Annotated in this window: 22 protein-coding genes; 16 read left to right on the forward strand and 6 right to left on the reverse strand. The window is 70.6% G+C overall.

Going from position 1 to position 16,565, the window contains the following annotated elements; translation table 11 throughout:
• The first annotated feature begins 81 nt into the window (after positions 1–81).
• The 7 genes from HNR15_RS13890 to HNR15_RS13920 all read left to right on the forward strand — a co-directional run bounded on the left by HNR15_RS13890 (position 82) and on the right by HNR15_RS13920 (position 5,176).
• Complete coding sequence (locus HNR15_RS13890; protein ID WP_179482748.1) at positions 82–384, forward strand: urease subunit gamma; 303 nt, start codon at positions 82–84, stop codon at positions 382–384.
• Positions 381–704: an urease subunit beta gene (ureB, locus tag HNR15_RS13895; RefSeq protein WP_179482750.1), complete on the forward strand. Its 324-nt coding sequence runs from the start codon at positions 381–383 to the stop codon at positions 702–704. The genes HNR15_RS13890 and ureB overlap by 4 nt, the downstream gene beginning before the upstream one ends.
• Positions 697–2,424, forward strand: coding sequence for an urease subunit alpha (locus tag HNR15_RS13900; protein WP_179482752.1), 1,728 nt, complete (start codon positions 697–699; stop codon positions 2,422–2,424). Before ureB ends, HNR15_RS13900 begins: the two co-directional genes overlap by 8 nt.
• A 1-nt stretch (position 2,425) precedes the next feature.
• Positions 2,426–3,094 (forward strand): urease accessory protein UreF, encoded by a 669-nt coding sequence (locus tag HNR15_RS18385; RefSeq protein WP_179482754.1) that lies wholly within the window; start codon positions 2,426–2,428, stop codon positions 3,092–3,094.
• The gene (ureG, locus tag HNR15_RS13910) at positions 3,087–3,821 is read left to right on the forward strand and encodes an urease accessory protein UreG (RefSeq protein WP_179482756.1); all 735 of its coding nucleotides are present in this window, start codon (positions 3,087–3,089) and stop codon (positions 3,819–3,821) included. Before HNR15_RS18385 ends, ureG begins: the two co-directional genes overlap by 8 nt.
• Entirely contained in the window at positions 3,818–4,528 is a 711-nt protein-coding gene (locus HNR15_RS13915) for an urease accessory protein UreD (protein ID WP_179482758.1), read from the forward strand. Before ureG ends, HNR15_RS13915 begins: the two co-directional genes overlap by 4 nt.
• A 438-nt stretch (positions 4,529–4,966) precedes the next feature.
• A complete protein-coding gene (locus HNR15_RS13920; protein ID WP_179482760.1) occupies positions 4,967–5,176 on the forward strand; it encodes a hypothetical protein in 210 nt (69 codons plus the stop codon).
• Positions 5,177–5,223: 47 nt separating this feature from the next.
• Here HNR15_RS13920 and HNR15_RS13925 read toward each other — a convergent pair whose 3' ends face one another.
• Positions 5,224–5,517, reverse strand: coding sequence for a hypothetical protein (locus HNR15_RS13925; protein WP_179482762.1), 294 nt, complete (start codon positions 5,515–5,517; stop codon positions 5,224–5,226).
• The gene (locus HNR15_RS13930; RefSeq protein WP_179482764.1) at positions 5,514–5,654 is read right to left on the reverse strand and encodes a hypothetical protein; all 141 of its coding nucleotides are present in this window, start codon (positions 5,652–5,654) and stop codon (positions 5,514–5,516) included. The genes HNR15_RS13925 and HNR15_RS13930 overlap by 4 nt, the downstream gene beginning before the upstream one ends.
• 352 nt (positions 5,655–6,006) lie before the next feature.
• Between HNR15_RS13930 and HNR15_RS13935 the strand changes: the two genes are divergently transcribed.
• The 3 genes from HNR15_RS13935 (at position 6,007) to HNR15_RS13945 (ending at position 7,636) form a co-directional block, all read left to right on the forward strand.
• The gene (locus HNR15_RS13935) at positions 6,007–6,372 is read left to right on the forward strand and encodes a hypothetical protein (RefSeq protein WP_179482765.1); all 366 of its coding nucleotides are present in this window, start codon (positions 6,007–6,009) and stop codon (positions 6,370–6,372) included.
• A gap of 504 nt (positions 6,373–6,876) precedes the next feature.
• Positions 6,877–7,431: a site-specific integrase gene (locus HNR15_RS13940; RefSeq protein ID WP_281374007.1), complete on the forward strand. Its 555-nt coding sequence runs from the start codon at positions 6,877–6,879 to the stop codon at positions 7,429–7,431.
• A 25-nt stretch (positions 7,432–7,456) separates the two neighbouring features.
• Positions 7,457–7,636, forward strand: coding sequence for a hypothetical protein (locus HNR15_RS13945; protein WP_179482767.1), 180 nt, complete (start codon positions 7,457–7,459; stop codon positions 7,634–7,636).
• 373 nt (positions 7,637–8,009) lie between these two features.
• Here the strand turns inward: HNR15_RS13945 and HNR15_RS13950 are convergent, their stop codons facing one another.
• From HNR15_RS13950 to HNR15_RS13960, 3 genes are read right to left on the reverse strand one after another with little or no spacing between them, the layout of a single operon-like run.
• Entirely contained in the window at positions 8,010–8,378 is a 369-nt protein-coding gene (locus tag HNR15_RS13950) for a hypothetical protein (protein WP_179482768.1), read from the reverse strand.
• Positions 8,379–8,380: 2 nt separating this feature from the next.
• The gene (locus HNR15_RS13955; RefSeq protein ID WP_179482769.1) at positions 8,381–8,776 is read right to left on the reverse strand and encodes a hypothetical protein; all 396 of its coding nucleotides are present in this window, start codon (positions 8,774–8,776) and stop codon (positions 8,381–8,383) included.
• Between the two features lie 48 nt (positions 8,777–8,824).
• On the reverse strand, positions 8,825–9,661 hold the full coding sequence (locus HNR15_RS13960) for a hypothetical protein (protein ID WP_179482770.1): 837 nt from the start codon (positions 9,659–9,661) through the stop codon (positions 8,825–8,827).
• A gap of 177 nt (positions 9,662–9,838) precedes the next feature.
• Here HNR15_RS13960 and HNR15_RS13965 point away from each other — a divergent pair, with 177 nt between their 5' ends.
• The 4 genes from HNR15_RS13965 to HNR15_RS13980 all read left to right on the forward strand — a co-directional run bounded on the left by HNR15_RS13965 (position 9,839) and on the right by HNR15_RS13980 (position 14,513).
• Positions 9,839–11,701 (forward strand): 2-oxoacid:acceptor oxidoreductase subunit alpha, encoded by a 1,863-nt coding sequence (locus HNR15_RS13965; RefSeq protein ID WP_179482771.1) that lies wholly within the window; start codon positions 9,839–9,841, stop codon positions 11,699–11,701.
• Complete coding sequence (locus tag HNR15_RS13970; RefSeq protein ID WP_179482772.1) at positions 11,698–12,783, forward strand: 2-oxoacid:ferredoxin oxidoreductase subunit beta; 1,086 nt, start codon at positions 11,698–11,700, stop codon at positions 12,781–12,783. The genes HNR15_RS13965 and HNR15_RS13970 overlap by 4 nt, the downstream gene beginning before the upstream one ends.
• Before the next feature lie 165 nt (positions 12,784–12,948).
• Positions 12,949–13,890: an EamA family transporter RarD gene (rarD, locus tag HNR15_RS13975; RefSeq protein WP_179482773.1), complete on the forward strand. Its 942-nt coding sequence runs from the start codon at positions 12,949–12,951 to the stop codon at positions 13,888–13,890.
• Positions 13,890–14,513, forward strand: a complete 624-nt coding sequence (locus HNR15_RS13980; RefSeq protein WP_218883746.1) for a histone deacetylase — start codon at positions 13,890–13,892, stop codon at positions 14,511–14,513. Before rarD ends, HNR15_RS13980 begins: the two co-directional genes overlap by 1 nt.
• A 12-nt stretch (positions 14,514–14,525) precedes the next feature.
• On the opposite strand, the gene HNR15_RS13985 is transcribed toward HNR15_RS13980, so the two are convergent.
• On the reverse strand, positions 14,526–15,359 hold the full coding sequence (locus HNR15_RS13985) for a GNAT family N-acetyltransferase (protein ID WP_179482774.1): 834 nt from the start codon (positions 15,357–15,359) through the stop codon (positions 14,526–14,528).
• A gap of 88 nt (positions 15,360–15,447) precedes the next feature.
• Here HNR15_RS13985 and HNR15_RS13990 point away from each other — a divergent pair, with 88 nt between their 5' ends.
• The gene (locus tag HNR15_RS13990; RefSeq protein ID WP_179482775.1) at positions 15,448–15,909 is read left to right on the forward strand and encodes a group II truncated hemoglobin; all 462 of its coding nucleotides are present in this window, start codon (positions 15,448–15,450) and stop codon (positions 15,907–15,909) included.
• Positions 15,910–15,955: 46 nt separating this feature from the next.
• Positions 15,956–16,537: a hypothetical protein gene (locus HNR15_RS13995; protein ID WP_179482776.1), complete on the forward strand. Its 582-nt coding sequence runs from the start codon at positions 15,956–15,958 to the stop codon at positions 16,535–16,537.
• The last annotated feature ends 28 nt before the right edge of the window (positions 16,538–16,565 follow it).

The following is a 16,565-nucleotide window of genomic DNA, read 5'->3' on the forward strand; positions in this document are numbered from 1 at the left end:
CCGGTGGCGGCGCCGCGGACTGCATGTTCGTCGTTACAGGGCGAAACGTGGCCGACACATTGAGTTGCTTCACTGGCCCGCATGCACCTGACACCCGCCGACACCGAGAAGCTGCTGCTCTCGGTCGCCGGGATGGTCGCCCGCGACCGGCTCGCGCGCGGCGTCCGGCTCAACTACCCCGAGAGCGTCGCCCTGCTCTCGACGTGGGTCATCGAGCGGGCCCGTGAGGGCGCGCTGGTCGCCGACCTGATGGAGTCCGGCCGTGAGGTCCTCACCCGCGATCAGGTGATGGACGGCGTGGCCGAGATGATCCCCGACGTCCAGGTCGAGGCGACGTTCCCCGACGGACGCAAGCTCGTGACGCTGCACCACCCGATCGCATGAGCGGCGGCAACGACGGACCGGGCGCCATCCGGGTCGCGCCCGGCACGCTCACCATCAACGAGCGCGCCGACGGCGACCGGCGCACGCTGGTCATCGTCAACACCGGCGACCGGCCGATCCAGATCGGCTCGCATCTGCACCTGCCTGACGCGAACGTCGCCCTGGACTTCGATCGCGCTGCGGCGCAGGGCTTCCGGCTCGACGTGCCCTCCGGCACCTCGGTGCGTTTCGAGCCGGGGATGTCTCGCGAGGTCGGTGCGGTGCGCCTGGCCGGGCGGCAGAAGGTGCCTGGCATCCAGACGGGGAAGCACGATGGCTGAGCTGGACCGCGCGAAGTACGCCGCGCTCTACGGCGGGACGACCGGCGACCAGGTGCGCCTCGGCGACACCGACCTGTGGATCGAGATCGAGCGCGACCTCACCGCGACGATGCCGGACGGATCGATCTCCTACGGCGACGAGGCCGTCTTCGGCGGCGGCAAGTCGATCCGCGAATCGATGGCGCAGGGCACCCGCACCAGCGCCCAGGGCGCCCTCGACACCGTGATCACCGGTGCGATCGTGCTCGACCACTGGGGTGTCGTACGCGCCGACGTCGGCATCCGCGACGGGCGCATCGTCGGGATCGGCCGCGCCGGCAACCCCGACATCACCGACGGCATCACGCCGGAGCTGGAGATCGGGCCGGGCACCGACGTCATCTCGGGCGAAGGCCGCATCCTCACTGCCGGCGGCATCGACATGCACGTGCACTTCCTGTCGACCAGTCAGGTGCACGAGGCGCTGGCGACAGGTCTGACGACCCTCGGCGGTGGCGGCACCGGGCCCTCGGAGGGCTCGAAGGCCACCACCGTGACGCCCGGCCCCTGGCACCTGCAGTCCGTGCATCGAGGCCTGGACCATCTGCCGGTCAACCTGCTGCTCATGGGCAAGGGCAACACCGTGAGCGCAGAGGGCCTGCGCGAGCAAGCGCTGGCGGGGGCGGCGGCGTACAAGGTGCACGAGGACTGGGGCTCGACGCCGGCGGCGATCGACGCGGCGCTGCGGGCGGCGGACGCGTACGAGATGCAGGTCGCGCTGCACTCCGACAGTCTCAACGAGGCCGGGTACGTCGAGTCGACGCTGCGTGCGATCGGCGGCCGGTCGATCCACGCGTTCCACACCGAGGGCGCGGGCGGCGGTCATGCACCGGACATCCTGTCGATCGCCTCTGAGCCGAACGTCCTTCCCGGATCTACGAATCCGACGCTCCCGCACACCGTCAACACCGTCGCCGAGCACCTGGACATGCTCATCGTCTGCCACCACCTGAACCCCTCGGTGCCGGAGGATCTGGCGTTCGCGGAGTCCCGCATCCGTGCAACCACGATCGCGGCGGAGGACCTGCTGCACGACATGGGCGCGCTCTCGATCACCTCCTCGGACGCGCAGGCGATGGGCCGGATCGGGGAGGTCATCACCCGGACCTGGCAGGTCGCGCACGTGATGAAGGCCCGCCGCGGGTCGCTCGGCGCGTCGCTGCCCGCCGACAACGAGCGCGCCCGCCGCTACGTCGCGAAGTACACGATCAACCCCGCGATCGCGCACGGCATCGAGCACGAGGTCGGGTCGATCGAGGTCGGCAAGCTGGCCGATCTGGTGCTGTGGGAGCCGAAGTTCTTCGGAATCCGCCCGTCGGTGGTCGTCAAGGGCGGCGCGATCGTCTGGGCCTCCCTCGGCGACCCCAACGCCTCGATCCCGACCCCGCAACCGGTGCTGATGCGGCCGGCGCTCGTGGCATCGGCCGGAGCGGACCTCTCGATGTCGTTCGTGTCGCCGCTCGCGCTGGACGGCGGGCTCGCGGACCGGCTCGGGCTGCGGCGCGCACTGGTCGCCGTGCGCGGCACCCGCGACGTCGGCAAGGCGCAGATGGTCAACAACTCCGCCACGCCGCTCATCGACATCGACGCCGAGACTTTCGCGATCGCCATCGACGGCGAGGTCGTGCAGCCGGCGCCCGCGGCGGAACTGCCGTTGGCGCAGCTCTACTCGATGTTCTGAGATGTCCTCCGCCACAGGCTCGCTCGCGACGTTGCTGCTCGGCGACGCGCGGCTGCCCACCGGTGGGCACACCCAGTCCGGCGGTCTGGAGCCCGCGTTGCTGGCGGGTATGCCGAGCGGCGACATCCCGGCGTACCTCACGACGCGCCTCCGCACCGCGACCCTCGTCGACGCGGCGACGGCGGTGGTCGCGCTGCGGGTGCTGCTCGCGGGTGGTCCGCTCGAGCCGGTCGAGCAGGCGTGGGCCGCGCGGACGCCGAGTCACGTCGTACGGCAGGCGTCGGTGGAGCTGGGTCGCGGGTACGAGCGCCTCCTCGCCCGCCTCACCGAGGAGCGCGACGTGCGCAGCGGGCAGGTCCGCCGGGGTGCGCCGCGGCCGATCGCCATCGCCCGGATCGCCGCCCGACTCGACGTGTCGGCCACCGACCTCGCCCGAGTGATCTGCCACGACGATGTGCAATCCGTGTGCGCCGCAGCGCTCAAACTCGCGCCGCTGGATCCGGTCGACACCGTCGTGTGGGCGCTCGAGGTGGCCCCGCTCGTGGAGCAGATCGTCGTGCAGGTCGCCGACCTGCGCACGCCGGCCGACATACCGGCACCGGCCGCACCCGCCGCCGAGATCTGGCAGCACGCCCACGCCACCGCCCGAAGGAGACTCTTCCGTGCCTGATTCGCCCGGCTCGCCCCACCACCCCACCCGCACACTGCGCCTCGGCATAGCCGGCCCGGTCGGCACCGGGAAGTCCTCGCTGATCGCGACGCTGTGCCGGACGCTCGCGGGCCGGCTGCAGATCGGCGTGGTCACCAACGACATCTACACCGATGAGGATGCCCAGATGCTCCGTGCCGCAGGGGTGTTGGACCCGGCGCGCATCCGCGCTGTCGAGACCGGTGCGTGCCCGCACACCGCGATCCGGGACGACATCACCGCCAACGCGATCGCCGTCGAGGACCTCGAGGCCGACTTCGCACCCTTGGATCTGGTGCTCGTGGAGTCCGGCGGCGACAACCTCACCGCGACCTTCTCGCCCGCGTTGGTCGACGCGCAGATCTTCGTGCTCGACGTCGCCGGCGGCGGTGACGTGGTCCGCAAGGGCGGGCCGGGCATCGCCCGCGCCGACCTGCTGGTCGTCAACAAGATCGACCTCGCCGAGCATGTCGAGGTCGACGACGAACTCATGGTCGAGCAGGGGCGCGACGCCCGGGACGGCAGGCCTGTGCTCGGGCTCTCCCGCAAGCGTCCGGAGACCGTCGCCGCCCTGGCCGACTGGGTCGTCGCGATGATCGCGGCCCACCGCGACGGCACCCACCACCCGGTCGATCCGGGTCCGATGGCGCCGCACGCCCACATCGACGGCACGGTGCACTCGCACGAGCACGCGGCGCACACTCCTTGACCGACCGGGAGACCGTCGTCCGCGTCGAGTCCTGCGGCTCCGAGCCGGCGAGGGTGCACCTGCGGACCGGGGTGCTGGCTCCGCGGCTGGTCGCGCGGACCGCGGACGCCGTCGAGGTGGCGCTGGTCGCGACGACCGCCACCCTGCTCGGCGGCGATCATGCGCGCGTGCGCCTCGAGGTCGGCGCAGGGTGCCGCCTCGTCGTACGCGATGTCGCAGCGACCGTTGCGTACGACGGGCGAGGTGGGACAGCGTTGTGGGACAACGTCATCGACGTCGAGAAGGGCGGTGTGCTCGTGTGGCAGGCCGAGCCGTTCGTCGTGAGCGACGGCGCCGACGTACGCCGCTCGACCCGGGCCGAGGTGGCCGAGGGCGGCCGGTTGCTGCTGCGCGACACCGTCGGCATCGGCCGGTCCGGGCAGGCCGGTGGAGCGCTGCGCTGCCGCACCCGCATGACGTACGACGGAACGCCCGCCGTCGCGGAGGATCTCGATCTGTCACCCGAATCGCGTTCGCTGCCAGGGATGCTGGCAGAAGCCCGGATCATCGACACGATCACGGCACTCGGTTGGCGACCCACCCCAGCAGCCGACCACTTCGAACTGGCCGCACCCGGTGCCGTGGCACGCCGCCTCACTCAGGATGCACACGCCTCGGACCTGGACGCGACGTGGTCCCGGTGGAGTTCGCAACTCACCCGAGATTGATCCCCTCACCGTGTGCTACATCGTCCACGGCTACGTGTCGGAGGACTGGCCCTGCGGCGTCGTACGTTCTATCCGCGCCAGTGACGGGAACTTCCACCACACCTGGGACCGCGCGGACTGCCGGTCATCCGGCCCCCGCGCGCGGTGGCGAAACCGGCCCCGCACGCGGTCATCACCGACGCCTTGTCCCGCTCCGATGAACGGACCGGGCTGAAGATCCGCCTGGCGCCGAGCTCGGCCTACGCTGCGGGGAAATCGCCCGCACCCACGCCCGGGACCTGACCCCGCGACTACGCCGGGCACCTGGCCCTGACCGTCACCGGCAAGGGCGGCCACCAGCGCCGCATCCCGTACACCGGAGACCTGGCCCGCCACCTGACCGAGGCTGCGGCCTACACCGGCGACGCGCACCTGTTCCCCGGCAACGACGACGGGCACTTGTCCCCCGCCTACGTGGTCAAGATCCTGTCCAACGCGCTCGGGGCCGCTACACCGGCCACACCCTTCGCCACCGTTGTCTACGCGCCCACCCGCGACCTGTTCACCGCGCAGACCCTGCTCGGGCTCGCCTCTCCCGTCACCACCCGCCGCTACGTCGAGCTGCCCGCCGAAGCGCTGCGCGAGGCCACCGCGGCCGCCGTGCTCTAACTGGCCCCGCGCGGTCCCGCGCGGGGCCATCCGATCCCGTGTGGGAGCTATGAGCAGGTGGACACGTCGGCGCCGTCAACGTCGACGGCGCCCGTTGCGCTCCAAGCTCCCGTGACGCCGTCCAAGGCGTGGGGGAAGGCAAGCCCGGAGAGTCCCGCGTCGGTGGCGGTGAGGTTGGTTTGATGGGAGGTGCCGAAGTCGAACACGAACTGATCGGGGGCGTGATCCGTGACGTAGAGCGTCTTGGCGACCTGGCGCGAGGTGTGGCCGTCTGCGCTGCTGAGGGTGACGACGTAGGAGACATATTCGGCGCCCCGGTTCTCCTGCGGGGTCCATGTCACGGCGACATCGGTCGGACTGCCGTCGACGTTGCTGATCTGCGCGGCCGATCGCTGCCGTACTCGTGGAAGAGCCGGCGCGCCCAGCCGTGGACGTTCTGGTAGTCGATGAGCACCGTTATCCGGTCCGGATCGGCCACCCTCGACACCCTTCTGGGGAAAAAAAATCCCCGCCAATCCCGGAGGACGGCGGGGCGGAATGACGCAAATGTAACAGCGTGGGATCTCAAACGCCATATCGACCACGAAACCAAAGACGAAACCGACCACGTAATGCTCAACGCAACTGGGCGACAGGTCGTGTTGGAACGCTGTGCACCGGACCCGTCGAGCAAGCGGACTGGCGACGGCCCGGCGCGAGCGGCGGGAGCAAGCTAATAGCTACGGTGCCCCTAACCGCTCTGGGTGCATGCTCCGGCGGGAGCAAGATGGAGGGATAGGGCACCCAACTCGCCCTGTCGCCGGGACCGTCGCGAGAGGTGCAGAGTGTCCATGCCGCATGACGACGGGGACGCGAGTCACCTTCCCCAGCTACCTGACGAGAGCTACGCGGACTACCTACAGCGCAGTGGGATCTCGGTGGTCCCTGATGAGAGCGTCCGCGCTCGGGAGCAAGAGCGCGGAGCGCCCGTGCTCGGTTGTGTCCTCATCTACGAGGTTGACGAAGACGGCTTCGTATACGCGCTTGCTCATCATCCCGACCTCCCCCCAGACGCCCTCGATGCGTTCTGCCGGGAAGGCATGAGCCGCTGTGCGCACTTCGCTGAGCACGGCCCAGACGGAGAGTTCCTCTGGGAGAAGCGATCCGATGCGGGGTATCAGGCCTGGATCGTCGCCCACCAGCTCCCATCGCTCTAGTCCCGCAGATAACGCCCTGTATCTGCGGTGCCTATGGCACCGAAGCGCGCAACGGCGGGCCTGTCGGGGCCGCCATTACCGTCCGCAGCACTGATTAACTGCGGAAGGTGCCCCGATGAGCCGCCCCACCCCGACGCCGCCCCCGGCGGGATCAGCTGGGCCGCGGCTGTGGCCGCGTTCCTGGAGCGACCCACCGCCGCCACCACCCGGCGCACCTAGGCGACCGCGCTGCGCCAGATCGGCGCGCAGCTGCCCGAGGGCACGCCCCTGGCCGCGCTGGACGCCTAAAACTACGAGGCCGCGCTGCGCTGCGCACCGCGTACGACGCCGCTGCACCGGCCACCTTCAACCTGGCGATCAACGCCCTCCGCGGCCTGCTGGCGTACGCCGCCTATCGGGAGTGGTGCACCGACGCCACCGCCTACCGGTTCGGGCGACTGGTGCACGTGCGGCGCATCCCGCAGCAGCACGACCGCGCGCTGAGCCGAGAGGACTATCGAGCGGCTGTGCACCGATCCGCGCCACGCGCTGCGCGAGCGGGCACTGTGGCGGATGCTCTACGAGACCGCCGCCCGCGCGGAGGAAGTCCTGCGCCTGGACGTGGGCGACCTGGACCTGACCAACCGCACCGCTCGCACCATCCGCAAGGGCGGCGACCGGGACACCCTGCACTACGCCTCGGGCACCGCGCGGCTACTCCCCCGGGTACTCGCCGGCCGCGACCGCGGCCCGGTGTTCCTGTCCAGCCGGCCCCCACGCACCGACGCCCTGCCTGCCCTGTCCGACCTGGACCCCGCCACCGGGCACGCCCGGCTGTCCTACCGCCAAGCCTCCGCCCTGTTCACCGACGCGACCCACGGCGCGACCCTGCACCAGCTGCGGCACTCCGCACTGACCCACCTCGCCGAGACCGGCGCCAGCAGCGCCCTGCTGATGGCGAAATCACGGCACGCCGCACTGTCCAGCCTCCAGCGCTATGTCGCGCCCTCTCAGACCGCCGTCGCGCAGCTGACCGCCGGCCTGGACCCGCACGGGCGCCGGCGGAAAGTCGACGGCTGAGCCTTTCGCCCGAAAGACTGGGCACATGAGCGTTGAAGCCACCCCATACCGCTGCCCGTCCTGCAACGAACAGGCCGTCAGCCGTGTCCTCACCCCGGTTCGCAGCTTCGGCACCAACGACCCCACAGCGCACACCGACCAGTACATGTGCAACAACGGCACCAACCACATCCCGTTTGGGTGGACCCCCGACAGCAAGGGTTAGCAGCCGCCCTGGGACCAGATGGCCCCGTGCGGTACCGCGCGGGGCCAGAGCGATGCGCGTAGGTTGCGCCCATGACTCACAAGCGCGACGGTCTTCCCTGCGTGGTCTGTGGGGCGGAGTCGACCATTCACCCGATTCGGACCGGTTCGGTCGTGAGTGAGCCAGACGAGCAGGGCAGAAGCCAGGTACGACCCGGGCCGGTAGTCGATTTCTGCGAGCAGCATTTCCGCGACGATCGGCAGGGACTTGTCGCGCTCAGCTGGTGCGGACAAGGAGAGGGCCACGTCACGACCGGCGTTGGCCCGTGTGCCGTGCACGGTGGCCGCCTCGACCCGTTGCCGTAGGTCACGACGAAAGGCGGGCAGCTGCCGAGTCAGCAGCCGCGTCGGGCTGCCTCAGCCTCGACCGCTGCGGCGAGGACTCGCTCGGGTGTGCTGCCGGCCGCCTCAGCCGTTGCGGCGAGCCGGTCCAGCAGGTCATCGGCCAGGACGCCGCCGGCGACCTCAGCGCGCAGCGCGCGCACGATCAACGCACCCACCGGCACGCCCAGCCGCTCGGCTCGCACCTCGAGCGCGTCGTAGAGATCTTGCGGCACCCGGTTGGACAGCTTGCGACCCCAGATCGCCGGCTCGCTCGGTGTTCCACGGCGGCCACTGGCGCGGCCGGCGTCGGTGTAGTGCTGCCCGTTGTCGGGGGCCGGTGTCAGGGGCGCGGTCTGCGCGGGGCGTGCCTCGGGTGGCATGGTCAGCCTCGTTCCTTGTTCGCCTGCTCGGTGACGATCTGCGCCAGCTGCGCGAATTCCTCCACGATCGCCCCTATCTCTGCGCCGCAGGCCGCTGCGGGTCCGCCGGCCCCCTCGGCCTTGACCATCACCGCGCGGCGCGGGACGACGCCCAGCACGGGCCATTGCTCGCGTAGCTGTGCGAGCAGCTGCGCCGGGTAGGACTCCCGGGCCGTGTAGTTGGAAACCACCACCCCCAGCACTCGCGGCGCCCCGTCGCAGTCGGCGCGGACCCCCTCCAGCGTGCGCGTCACCCGCGCCAGCGCCTCGACGGCCCCGAGCACGGCCTCGGTCACCAGCAGCACCACATCGGCGGCCCGCAGTGCGCACTCTCCGATGGGGGCCGCCAGGCCGGACACGGTGGTGACGGTCGAAGTCGACTGACGCAGACCCGGGTGGCCTCGGCGTCAGGACGACGAACGCGAGCCGTGCCCGCTGCGGACCGGATCGTCCTCCTCTTGGGATGGGGCGACGAGGACGGCCGCACGCTCGGCGGACTCCGCGGCGGCGTCCTCGCGAGAGGGCGCACCGGCCACCAGGTCGCCGAACCAGGTCAGCCCGTGCGCGATGTGCCGGTCGAAACCGCCGGCCCTGCCCCGCGCGCGCACCTGCTTGCGCGAGCCCTCGGGGTAGCGCCGGTACCAGGGCGAGCCGGGTCGCGCGAGGCGCACCGCACCGACGTACGCGACGATCGGCACGATGGCGGCGAGCACCACCAGGCGGTACTTCCCCTTCGCCGCACAGATCAGGCAGCAGACGAAACTCGTCAGCAGGATCGCGACGGTGGCCCAGCGCACGGGCGCGTTGCGGTCGGTGAGCTCGTCGACGTTCTCGGGGGTGAAACCGAGCAGCGTCAGCCCCATCACCATCCCCGCGAGCGCAACGGCCTGCACCGACGCCCGTCCCTGACGCGCCCAGTACACGTCGCGCAGGTGCAGGATCAGCGCGAACTCATCGAGTACGAGCGAGGCGCCCGCACCCACGCAGAGCCCCGCGATGTTGAGCGACGTCGAGTCGTACGACGCGAGCGAGGTGAGAGCGCCCGCGAGGAGCAGGAAGAGCCCCGGCACGGCGTGGTGGATGTGCAGTCCGGTGGAGCTGACGTTGTTACGGAACGGGCCACGGCCGCTGCGGATCGTCCGGGTCACGAGGCGGGTCAGCAGGAACGTCGCGATGAACGCCACGAGGCACAGCGCCACGGGCTCCTTGCCGGCCTCCACGATCCGGTCCTGCCACCAGGTCACAACCGCGAGCGTATGCCGCCCGTCTGGGCGATAGCTCCTTCTCGCACGAGCACATTCTGAAAGCGTGCTGTCGCGAAGCAGCAGGAAATCCTGTGAAACCGGGGGGTACGGGCGGGATGAAATCGCCTGCGGCCTAGGTTGGAGAAGGTAGACCGACCCCACGGGAGCACTCGCCACATGAGCAGCAAGTCCCAGCAGACCCTCGATCGTGTCGTCATCCGATTCGCCGGCGATTCCGGCGACGGTATGCAGTTGACCGGTGACAGGTTCACCGCCGAGACCGCGAGTCTCGGCAACGACCTGTCGACGCTGCCCAACTTCCCCGCCGAGATCAGAGCGCCGCAGGGCACACTGCCGGGCGTCTCCTCGTTCCAGCTGCACTTCGCAGACCACGAGGTGCTCACCCCCGGCGACGCGCCCGACGTACTGGTCGCGATGAACCCGGCCGCCCTGCGTGCCAACCTCGGCGACCTGCCTCGTGGCGGCGTGATCATCGCCGACGCCGACGAGTTCACGAAGCGCAACCTGGCCAAGGTCGGTTATCCCAGCAACCCGCTCGAGGACGACAGCCTCGAGTCGTGGGCGCTGCACGCCGTGCCGCTCACCTCAATCACGGTCGCGGCGCTCGCCGACTTCGAGCTCACCCGCAAGGAGAAGGAACGCGCGAAGAACATGTTCGCGCTCGGGCTGCTGTCGTGGATGTACTCCCGGCCGACCAGCGGCACCGAGTCGTTCCTCAAGCGCAAGTTCGCGGGCAAGCCCGCCATCCTCGCCGCCAACCTGGCGGCTCTGCACGCGGGCCACGCGTACGGCGAGACGACCGAGTCGTTCGCGGTCTCCTACACCGTGCGGCGTGCGCCGAAGGCAACCGGCACCTACCGCAACATCACCGGAAACCTCGCCATCGCCTACGGATTCGTGGCCGCGGCACACCGCGCGGACCGACCCCTGGTGCTGGGCAGCTACCCGATCACCCCGGCCTCGGACATCCTGCACACGCTGTCCAGCCTGAAGCGGTTCGGCGTGACGACCATCCAGGCCGAGGACGAGATCGCCGGCGTGGGTGCCGCGCTCGGCGCGGCGTTCGGTGGCGCGATCGGCCTCACCACGACGTCGGGGCCGGGCCTCGCCCTCAAGGCGGAGACCATCGGGCTCGCCGTCTCCCTGGAGCTGCCGCTCGTGATCGTCGACGTGCAGCGCGGCGGTCCGTCCACCGGGTTGCCCACCAAGACCGAGCAGTCCGATCTGCTGCAGGCGATGTACGGCCGCAACGGCGAATCGCCGGTCGCCGTGATCGCCCCTGCGACACCGGTCGACTGCTTCGACGCGGCGCTGGAGGCAGTGCGCATCGCGACGACCTACCGGACGCCGGTGATCGTGCTCTCGGACGGCTCGCTGGCGAACGGCTCCGAGCCGTGGCGGCTGCCGCAGATCGGCGACCTGCCGAATCTGCACGTCGACGCCCCGACCGAGCCCAATTCCGTCGACGACAAGGGCAACCCGGTATTCGCGCCCTACCTGCGCGATCCCAACACGCTGGCGCGGCCGTGGGCCGTTCCGGGCACGCCGGGGCTGGAGCACCGGGTCGGCGGCATCGAGAAGGCCGACGTCACCGGCAACATCAGCTACGACCCGGACAACCACGACCACATGGTCCGCACCCGCCAGGCCAAGATCGACGGCATCGACGTGCCCGACGTCGTGGTCGACGACCCGTCCGGCGACGCCCGCGTGCTGGTCCTGGGGTGGGGTTCGACGTACGGCCCGATCGCGGAGGCCACCCGGCTGTGCCGCGCTGCAGGATCGAAGGTCGCGCGGGCGCACCTGCGCCACCTGGCGCCGTTCCCTGGGAATCTCGGCGAGGTGCTGCGCGCGTACGACCGCGTGGTGCTGCCGGAGATGAACCTCGGCCAGCTCGCACTGCTGTTGCGCGGGAAGTACCTGGTCGACGTGCGCAGCCACACCGCCGTTCGCGGCCTGCCCTTCACCTCGACGGAGATCGCAGCCGTCATCCACGAGCACCTGGAGGACCTCACATGAGCATCGATCTGGGTATGCCGAAGCTCGGCACCTCCGGAGTCCCGCGGCTCGGCGACGACGAAGCGCAGACGAAGAAGGACTTCACCTCCGACCAGGAGGTGCGCTGGTGCCCCGGGTGCGGCGACTACGCGATCCTCGCCGCGATGCAGGGCTTCCTGCCCGACCTCGGGCTGCGCCGGGAGAACATCGTCTTCATCTCCGGAATCGGGTGCGCCGCCCGCTTCCCGTACTACCTGGACACCTTCGGCATGCACTCGATCCACGGGCGCGCGCCCGCGATCGCGACCGGCCTCGCCACCTCCCGCGAGGACCTGTCGGTGTGGGTCGTGACCGGTGACGGCGACGCGCTGTCGATCGGCGGCAACCACCTGATCCACGCCCTGCGCCGCAACGTCAACATCAAGATCCTGCTCTTCAACAACAAGATCTACGGCCTCACCAAGGGCCAGTACTCCCCCACGTCCGATGTCGGCGCGGTGACCAAGTCCTCGCCGCTGGGATCGGTGGATCAGCCGTTCGACCCGGTGTCGCTGGCGCTCGGCGCGGAGGCCAGTTTCGTTGCCCGCACCATGGATTCGGACCGCAAGCACCTGACCGCGACGCTGCGCGCGGCCGCCGAGCACCGGGGTAGCGCCCTGGTCGAGATCTACCAGAACTGCCCGATCTTCAACGACGGCGCCTTCCAGCTGGTCAAGGACCGTGACGAGGCGAGCGCGCGCATCATGCAGCTGGTCGACGGCGAGCCGATCCGGGCCGGCGAGGGCGAGACGGCGCGCGTCGTCGTACGCGGCCCCGAAGGCCACCTGGCCGTCGAGCCGGAGGCCACCGCTGATCCGGCACGCGTCGTGCGGCACCGGGTGAACGACAACGACCCGAGCCAGGCGTTCGCGCTGAGCCGCCTGGACGACCCGTCGTTCGCGCAGCTGCCGATGGGGGTCTTCCGATCGGTGTCGAGACCGACGTACGACGACGGGGTCCGCAGCCAGGTCGCCGCCGCGATCGACACGGCCGGCGGCCCCGCCGACGACCGGGCACTGGAGCAGCTGCTGCACGGTCACGACACCTGGACCGTCTCCGACTGATCCCTGCCAGCCGTGGATCGTGCGCGGCGAGGTGGCCGGTTTGCGTCGGTGGCCAGGGCTGCAGCACTGGCCACGGACGCAGAACCCCCACCCGGTTCGGCGGCGTCCGTCGGCCCGATAGCCTTCGATTTCAAAGCCTCCACCGACCGATCGAGGGACCGCCCGATGGCGAACGGCAAGCCGGCCCGCTCCGAGACGAGCACGGGCACGGCGTACGGGTTCGTCGCCTACCTGCTGTGGGGCGCCTTCCCGCTCTACTTCCACGCCATCGAGCCCGTCGGCGCGTGGGAGGTCCTGGCGCACCGGGTGCTGTGGACGCTGCTCGTGTGCGCGGTGATCCTGGCGGTGCGTCGGCGGATGGGCTTCGTACGCGAGGTGCTGGCCGAGCCGCGCCGCCTCGTCGCACTGAGCATCGCCAGCCTGCTGATCGCCGCGAACTGGACGATCTACGTGCAGGCGGTCGTCACCGGCCACGTCACCGAGGCCGCCCTCGGTTACTTCCTGAACCCGCTGGTCACCGTCGCGCTCGGCGTGGTGGTGCTGAAGGAACGGCTGAGGGTGCTGCAGTGGGTGGCCGTCGCGATCGGCGTCGCCGCGTGCGTCTACCTCGCCGTCGACTACGGCAAACCGCCGTGGATCGCGGTCAGCCTCGCTCTGTCGTTCGCCGGCTACGGGCTGATGAAGAAGCGCGTCGGCGGCCGCCTGACCGCGTTGGAGAGCCTGTCGTTCGAGACGGCGGTGCTCGCGCCGATCGCCGTGATCCTGTTGGCGGTGCTGACGATCCGCGGTGACTCGACCTTCACCACGGAAGGCACAGGCCACGCTGTTCTCCTCGCGGTGTCCGGCATCGTCACCGCGGTGCCGCTGCTGCTCTTCGCCGCCGCAGCACGTCGGGTGCCGCTCGTGACGATCGGGCTGCTGCAGTTCCTCACTCCGATCCTGCAGCTCATCTGCGGGGTCGCCCTGCTGGGCGAGCACATGTCGTCGGCGCGCTGGATCGGCTTCGGGATCGTGTGGATCGCGCTGGTGCTGCTCGTGATCGACTCGGTCATGAGCGCCAACCGAGGGCGCCGTCTCAGCCGGTCGGCGGCCAGTCTCGCCGCCTGATGGAGCAGGTCTGGTACGCCGCGTACGGCTCGAACCTGTCACGTGACCGGTTCAGTCACTACCTCTTCGGCGGCCGACCGTCGGGTGCCTCGCGCACCTACCCCGGAGCCCGCGACCGTACGCCGCCCACCGGCGACCACCCGCTGCTGCTGCCCGGCCGGCTCTACTTCGCGTGGGAGTCACCGACCTGGACCGGCGGTGTCGCGTTCTACGACCCGACGGTGCGGGACGGGGCGCCGACGGTCGCGGCACGCGCGTACCTGCTCACCGTGCAGCAGTTCAGCGATGTCGCCGCCCAGGAGATGCACCGACCGCCCGGGGACGAGGTGGACGTCGCCGGCCTGCTCGCGCACGCACCGGTGGCGACGCTCGGCCCCGGCCGGTACGAGACGTTGCACCAGGTCGGCGAACTCGAGGGTGTCCCGGTCGTGACGTTCTCCGCGCCCTGGACGATCGAGACCGCGCCGCTCAACGCACCCAGCGCGGCATACCTGCGCCGGATCGCGGACGGTCTGCGCGAGGCGCACGGCTGGTCGGCGGAGCAGATCTGCGACTACCTGCTCGACTGCCCCGGCGTGCGACCCACCTGGAGCCGCGCGTCGCTCGCGGGAGCGACCGACTAGCGCGGCCCTCCGTCACCCCCACTCCAGGAGTTCGAAAGCCTCGCCGCTGACCGGCAACTCGTCCAGCAGCGGCCGGAAGTGCGGGTCGGTGTCGTGCCCGTCGAAGCTGATGGCGGCGATGCCGTCCTCGGCGAGCGACAGCAGACTGTCCCGCACGCACGCGCGCAGGAGTGCGAGCCCGTCAGTCTCGTCACGCTCACGACACTCGGCCACCACCACCGGCTCCGGTGCATCGGCGAAGACGAACGCCGCGGCCCTGACGCGACCCTCACCGACGACCCTGGTGTGCACGAGGTCGAGCTCATCGGCGAAGTCCTCGAGCAGGGGCTCTTCGAACCCTGGTGCCACGGGAGCCCAGTCGGCGTGCATCCACTCATAGATGTCGGTCCATGCACGCTGCAACTCGGAGAGGTCCACGGCGGTGCCCGCGACGGTCGCGACGGGCGATCTCGTGAGCCGCGCGGCATCGACCGTCTGCACCCGTTCCGGCGGGCAGGTCTGGTAAGCGTGCGCGCCCAGGCCTCGTGCGAATTGCACAGCCGCGGAGGAGACGAAGCCGCGTGAGCACATCGGCTTGGGATCGGTTCGCAGGTCCGCCAGGTACCTCGCGATGCTGCGACCGTGGCCACGGCGGCGGCGCTGCGGCGCGACCACGACCTCCACCCAGTACCGGTCGTCGCGCACAGGGCTGGTGAACAGATGACCCGCGGCCACGACCATGCCGTCCTCCGTCCCCACGACCGCGCGCGTGGCATCGTCGCGCCACCGGTCCGCGCGCAGGTCGATGCCCGCGAGCCAGTCAGGCGCCGCCGTCACGTCGCCGGCGGTCGCCGGGCGGATGTCCATCACCCCATCCTGGACCGCGACGAGCGCGCGCATGCGGGCCGGAATCCGAACGGTTTCCGCCAGGGCCTGGCGGTGGCATGCTGCACAAATGGAGACGGAGACTCTGTACGACGCCGCCGGCGGAACGGTGGGGCTGACCCGGTTGGCACATGCCTGGCACGAGCGCGTGATGGCCGACGAGGTCGTGGCGCATGCCTTCCATCACGGATTCCGTCCCGACCACAGCGAGCGACTCGCGGCGTACTGGGTGGAGGCGCTCGGTGGCCCCCGTGCGTACACCGGCACGTACGGCGACGAGACGTCCGTCGTCCGCCTGCACGCGGGCGAGGGCGAGCACGAAGACATGGACCAGCGCGCGATCGCCTGCTTCGATCAGGCACTCGCCGACACCGGTCTCGCCGGGGACCCGCGCCTCGCCGGTGCCTTGCACGACTACTTCGCGTGGGCCACCACCATGTCCATGGCGAAATACCCGCGCAGCGCGGACGACGTACCTGACGGTTTGGACATTCCGCAGTGGACGTGGGACGGCCTGAAGGAATCGCGTTGAGGCAGAGGGTTGCTCGCCCGCCCCACTGCTCGACGTAGGGGCCGACGTGTTCGCGAGCACCACTCCCACTGACGCCGAACGCGCGGCCGCGCGGCCGGGCGATCACCGTGTCGCGCGCGCCGACGTGATCATGGACCGCGCCTTCACGCTGGACGCCCCACCGGCCACCGTGTGGCCGTGGCTCGTGCAGCTGGGGAAGGCACGTGCCGGCTGGTATCTGCCGCGGTCCATCGAGCGTCTCCTGCCCCACGGTCGGCGTGCCGCCCGAAGCCTCCTGCCGCAGTGGCAGGCACTCGCCGTGGGCGACGTCATCCCGGACTACGGCGGCACGCAGGAGACCTTCCGCGTGGAGGAGCTGGAGCGGCCCACGTCGATCGTCTACTCCTCGCAGCGCGGGAGGACGGCGATCACCTGGTCGATCACGCTGCAGCCCGACGCGAGCCCGGACCGCACGCGGGTCTGCCTGCGGCTGCGCGCGGCGCCGGTGCGAAGGAAGCGTCTGATGCAGACCGCCGGAGGATTCTTCGACGCGTCGACCATCGCGGTCATGGCGGCGGGCCTGCGCGAGCGTCTCGCCGAAACCCCGGTTGTCAGCGGATCTGTGGCGCCGACACCACCAGGACGCTGACAACCGAGAGGGTCCCTCCACCATTGTC

This window comes from Allobranchiibius huperziae (assembly GCF_013410455.1).
In the GTDB taxonomy this organism is placed as follows: Bacteria; Actinomycetota; Actinomycetes; order Actinomycetales; family Dermatophilaceae; genus Allobranchiibius; species Allobranchiibius huperziae.

Bases quoted from the DNA above. Each gene is read 5' to 3' on its own strand.
- HNR15_RS13950 (WP_179482768.1), bottom strand. From the start codon at position 8,378: ATGCCACCCGAGGCACGCCCCGCGCAGACCGCGCCCCTGACACCGGCC.
- ureB (WP_179482750.1), top strand. From the start codon at position 381: ATGAGCGGCGGCAACGACGGACCGGGCGCCATCCGGGTCGCGCCCGGC.
- HNR15_RS13890 (WP_179482748.1), top strand. From the start codon at position 82: ATGCACCTGACACCCGCCGACACCGAGAAGCTGCTGCTCTCGGTCGCC.
- rarD (WP_179482773.1), top strand. From the start codon at position 12,949: ATGGCGAACGGCAAGCCGGCCCGCTCCGAGACGAGCACGGGCACGGCG.
- HNR15_RS13990 (WP_179482775.1), top strand. From the start codon at position 15,448: ATGGAGACGGAGACTCTGTACGACGCCGCCGGCGGAACGGTGGGGCTG.
- HNR15_RS13985 (WP_179482774.1), bottom strand. From the start codon at position 15,359: ATGGACATCCGCCCGGCGACCGCCGGCGACGTGACGGCGGCGCCTGAC.
- HNR15_RS13980 (WP_218883746.1), top strand. From the start codon at position 13,890: ATGGAGCAGGTCTGGTACGCCGCGTACGGCTCGAACCTGTCACGTGAC.
- HNR15_RS13970 (WP_179482772.1), top strand. From the start codon at position 11,698: ATGAGCATCGATCTGGGTATGCCGAAGCTCGGCACCTCCGGAGTCCCG.
- HNR15_RS13945 (WP_179482767.1), top strand. From the start codon at position 7,457: ATGAGCGTTGAAGCCACCCCATACCGCTGCCCGTCCTGCAACGAACAG.
- HNR15_RS13965 (WP_179482771.1), top strand. From the start codon at position 9,839: ATGAGCAGCAAGTCCCAGCAGACCCTCGATCGTGTCGTCATCCGATTC.
- HNR15_RS13900 (WP_179482752.1), top strand. From the start codon at position 697: ATGGCTGAGCTGGACCGCGCGAAGTACGCCGCGCTCTACGGCGGGACG.
- HNR15_RS13935 (WP_179482765.1), top strand. From the start codon at position 6,007: ATGCCGCATGACGACGGGGACGCGAGTCACCTTCCCCAGCTACCTGAC.
- HNR15_RS18385 (WP_179482754.1), top strand. From the start codon at position 2,426: ATGTCCTCCGCCACAGGCTCGCTCGCGACGTTGCTGCTCGGCGACGCG.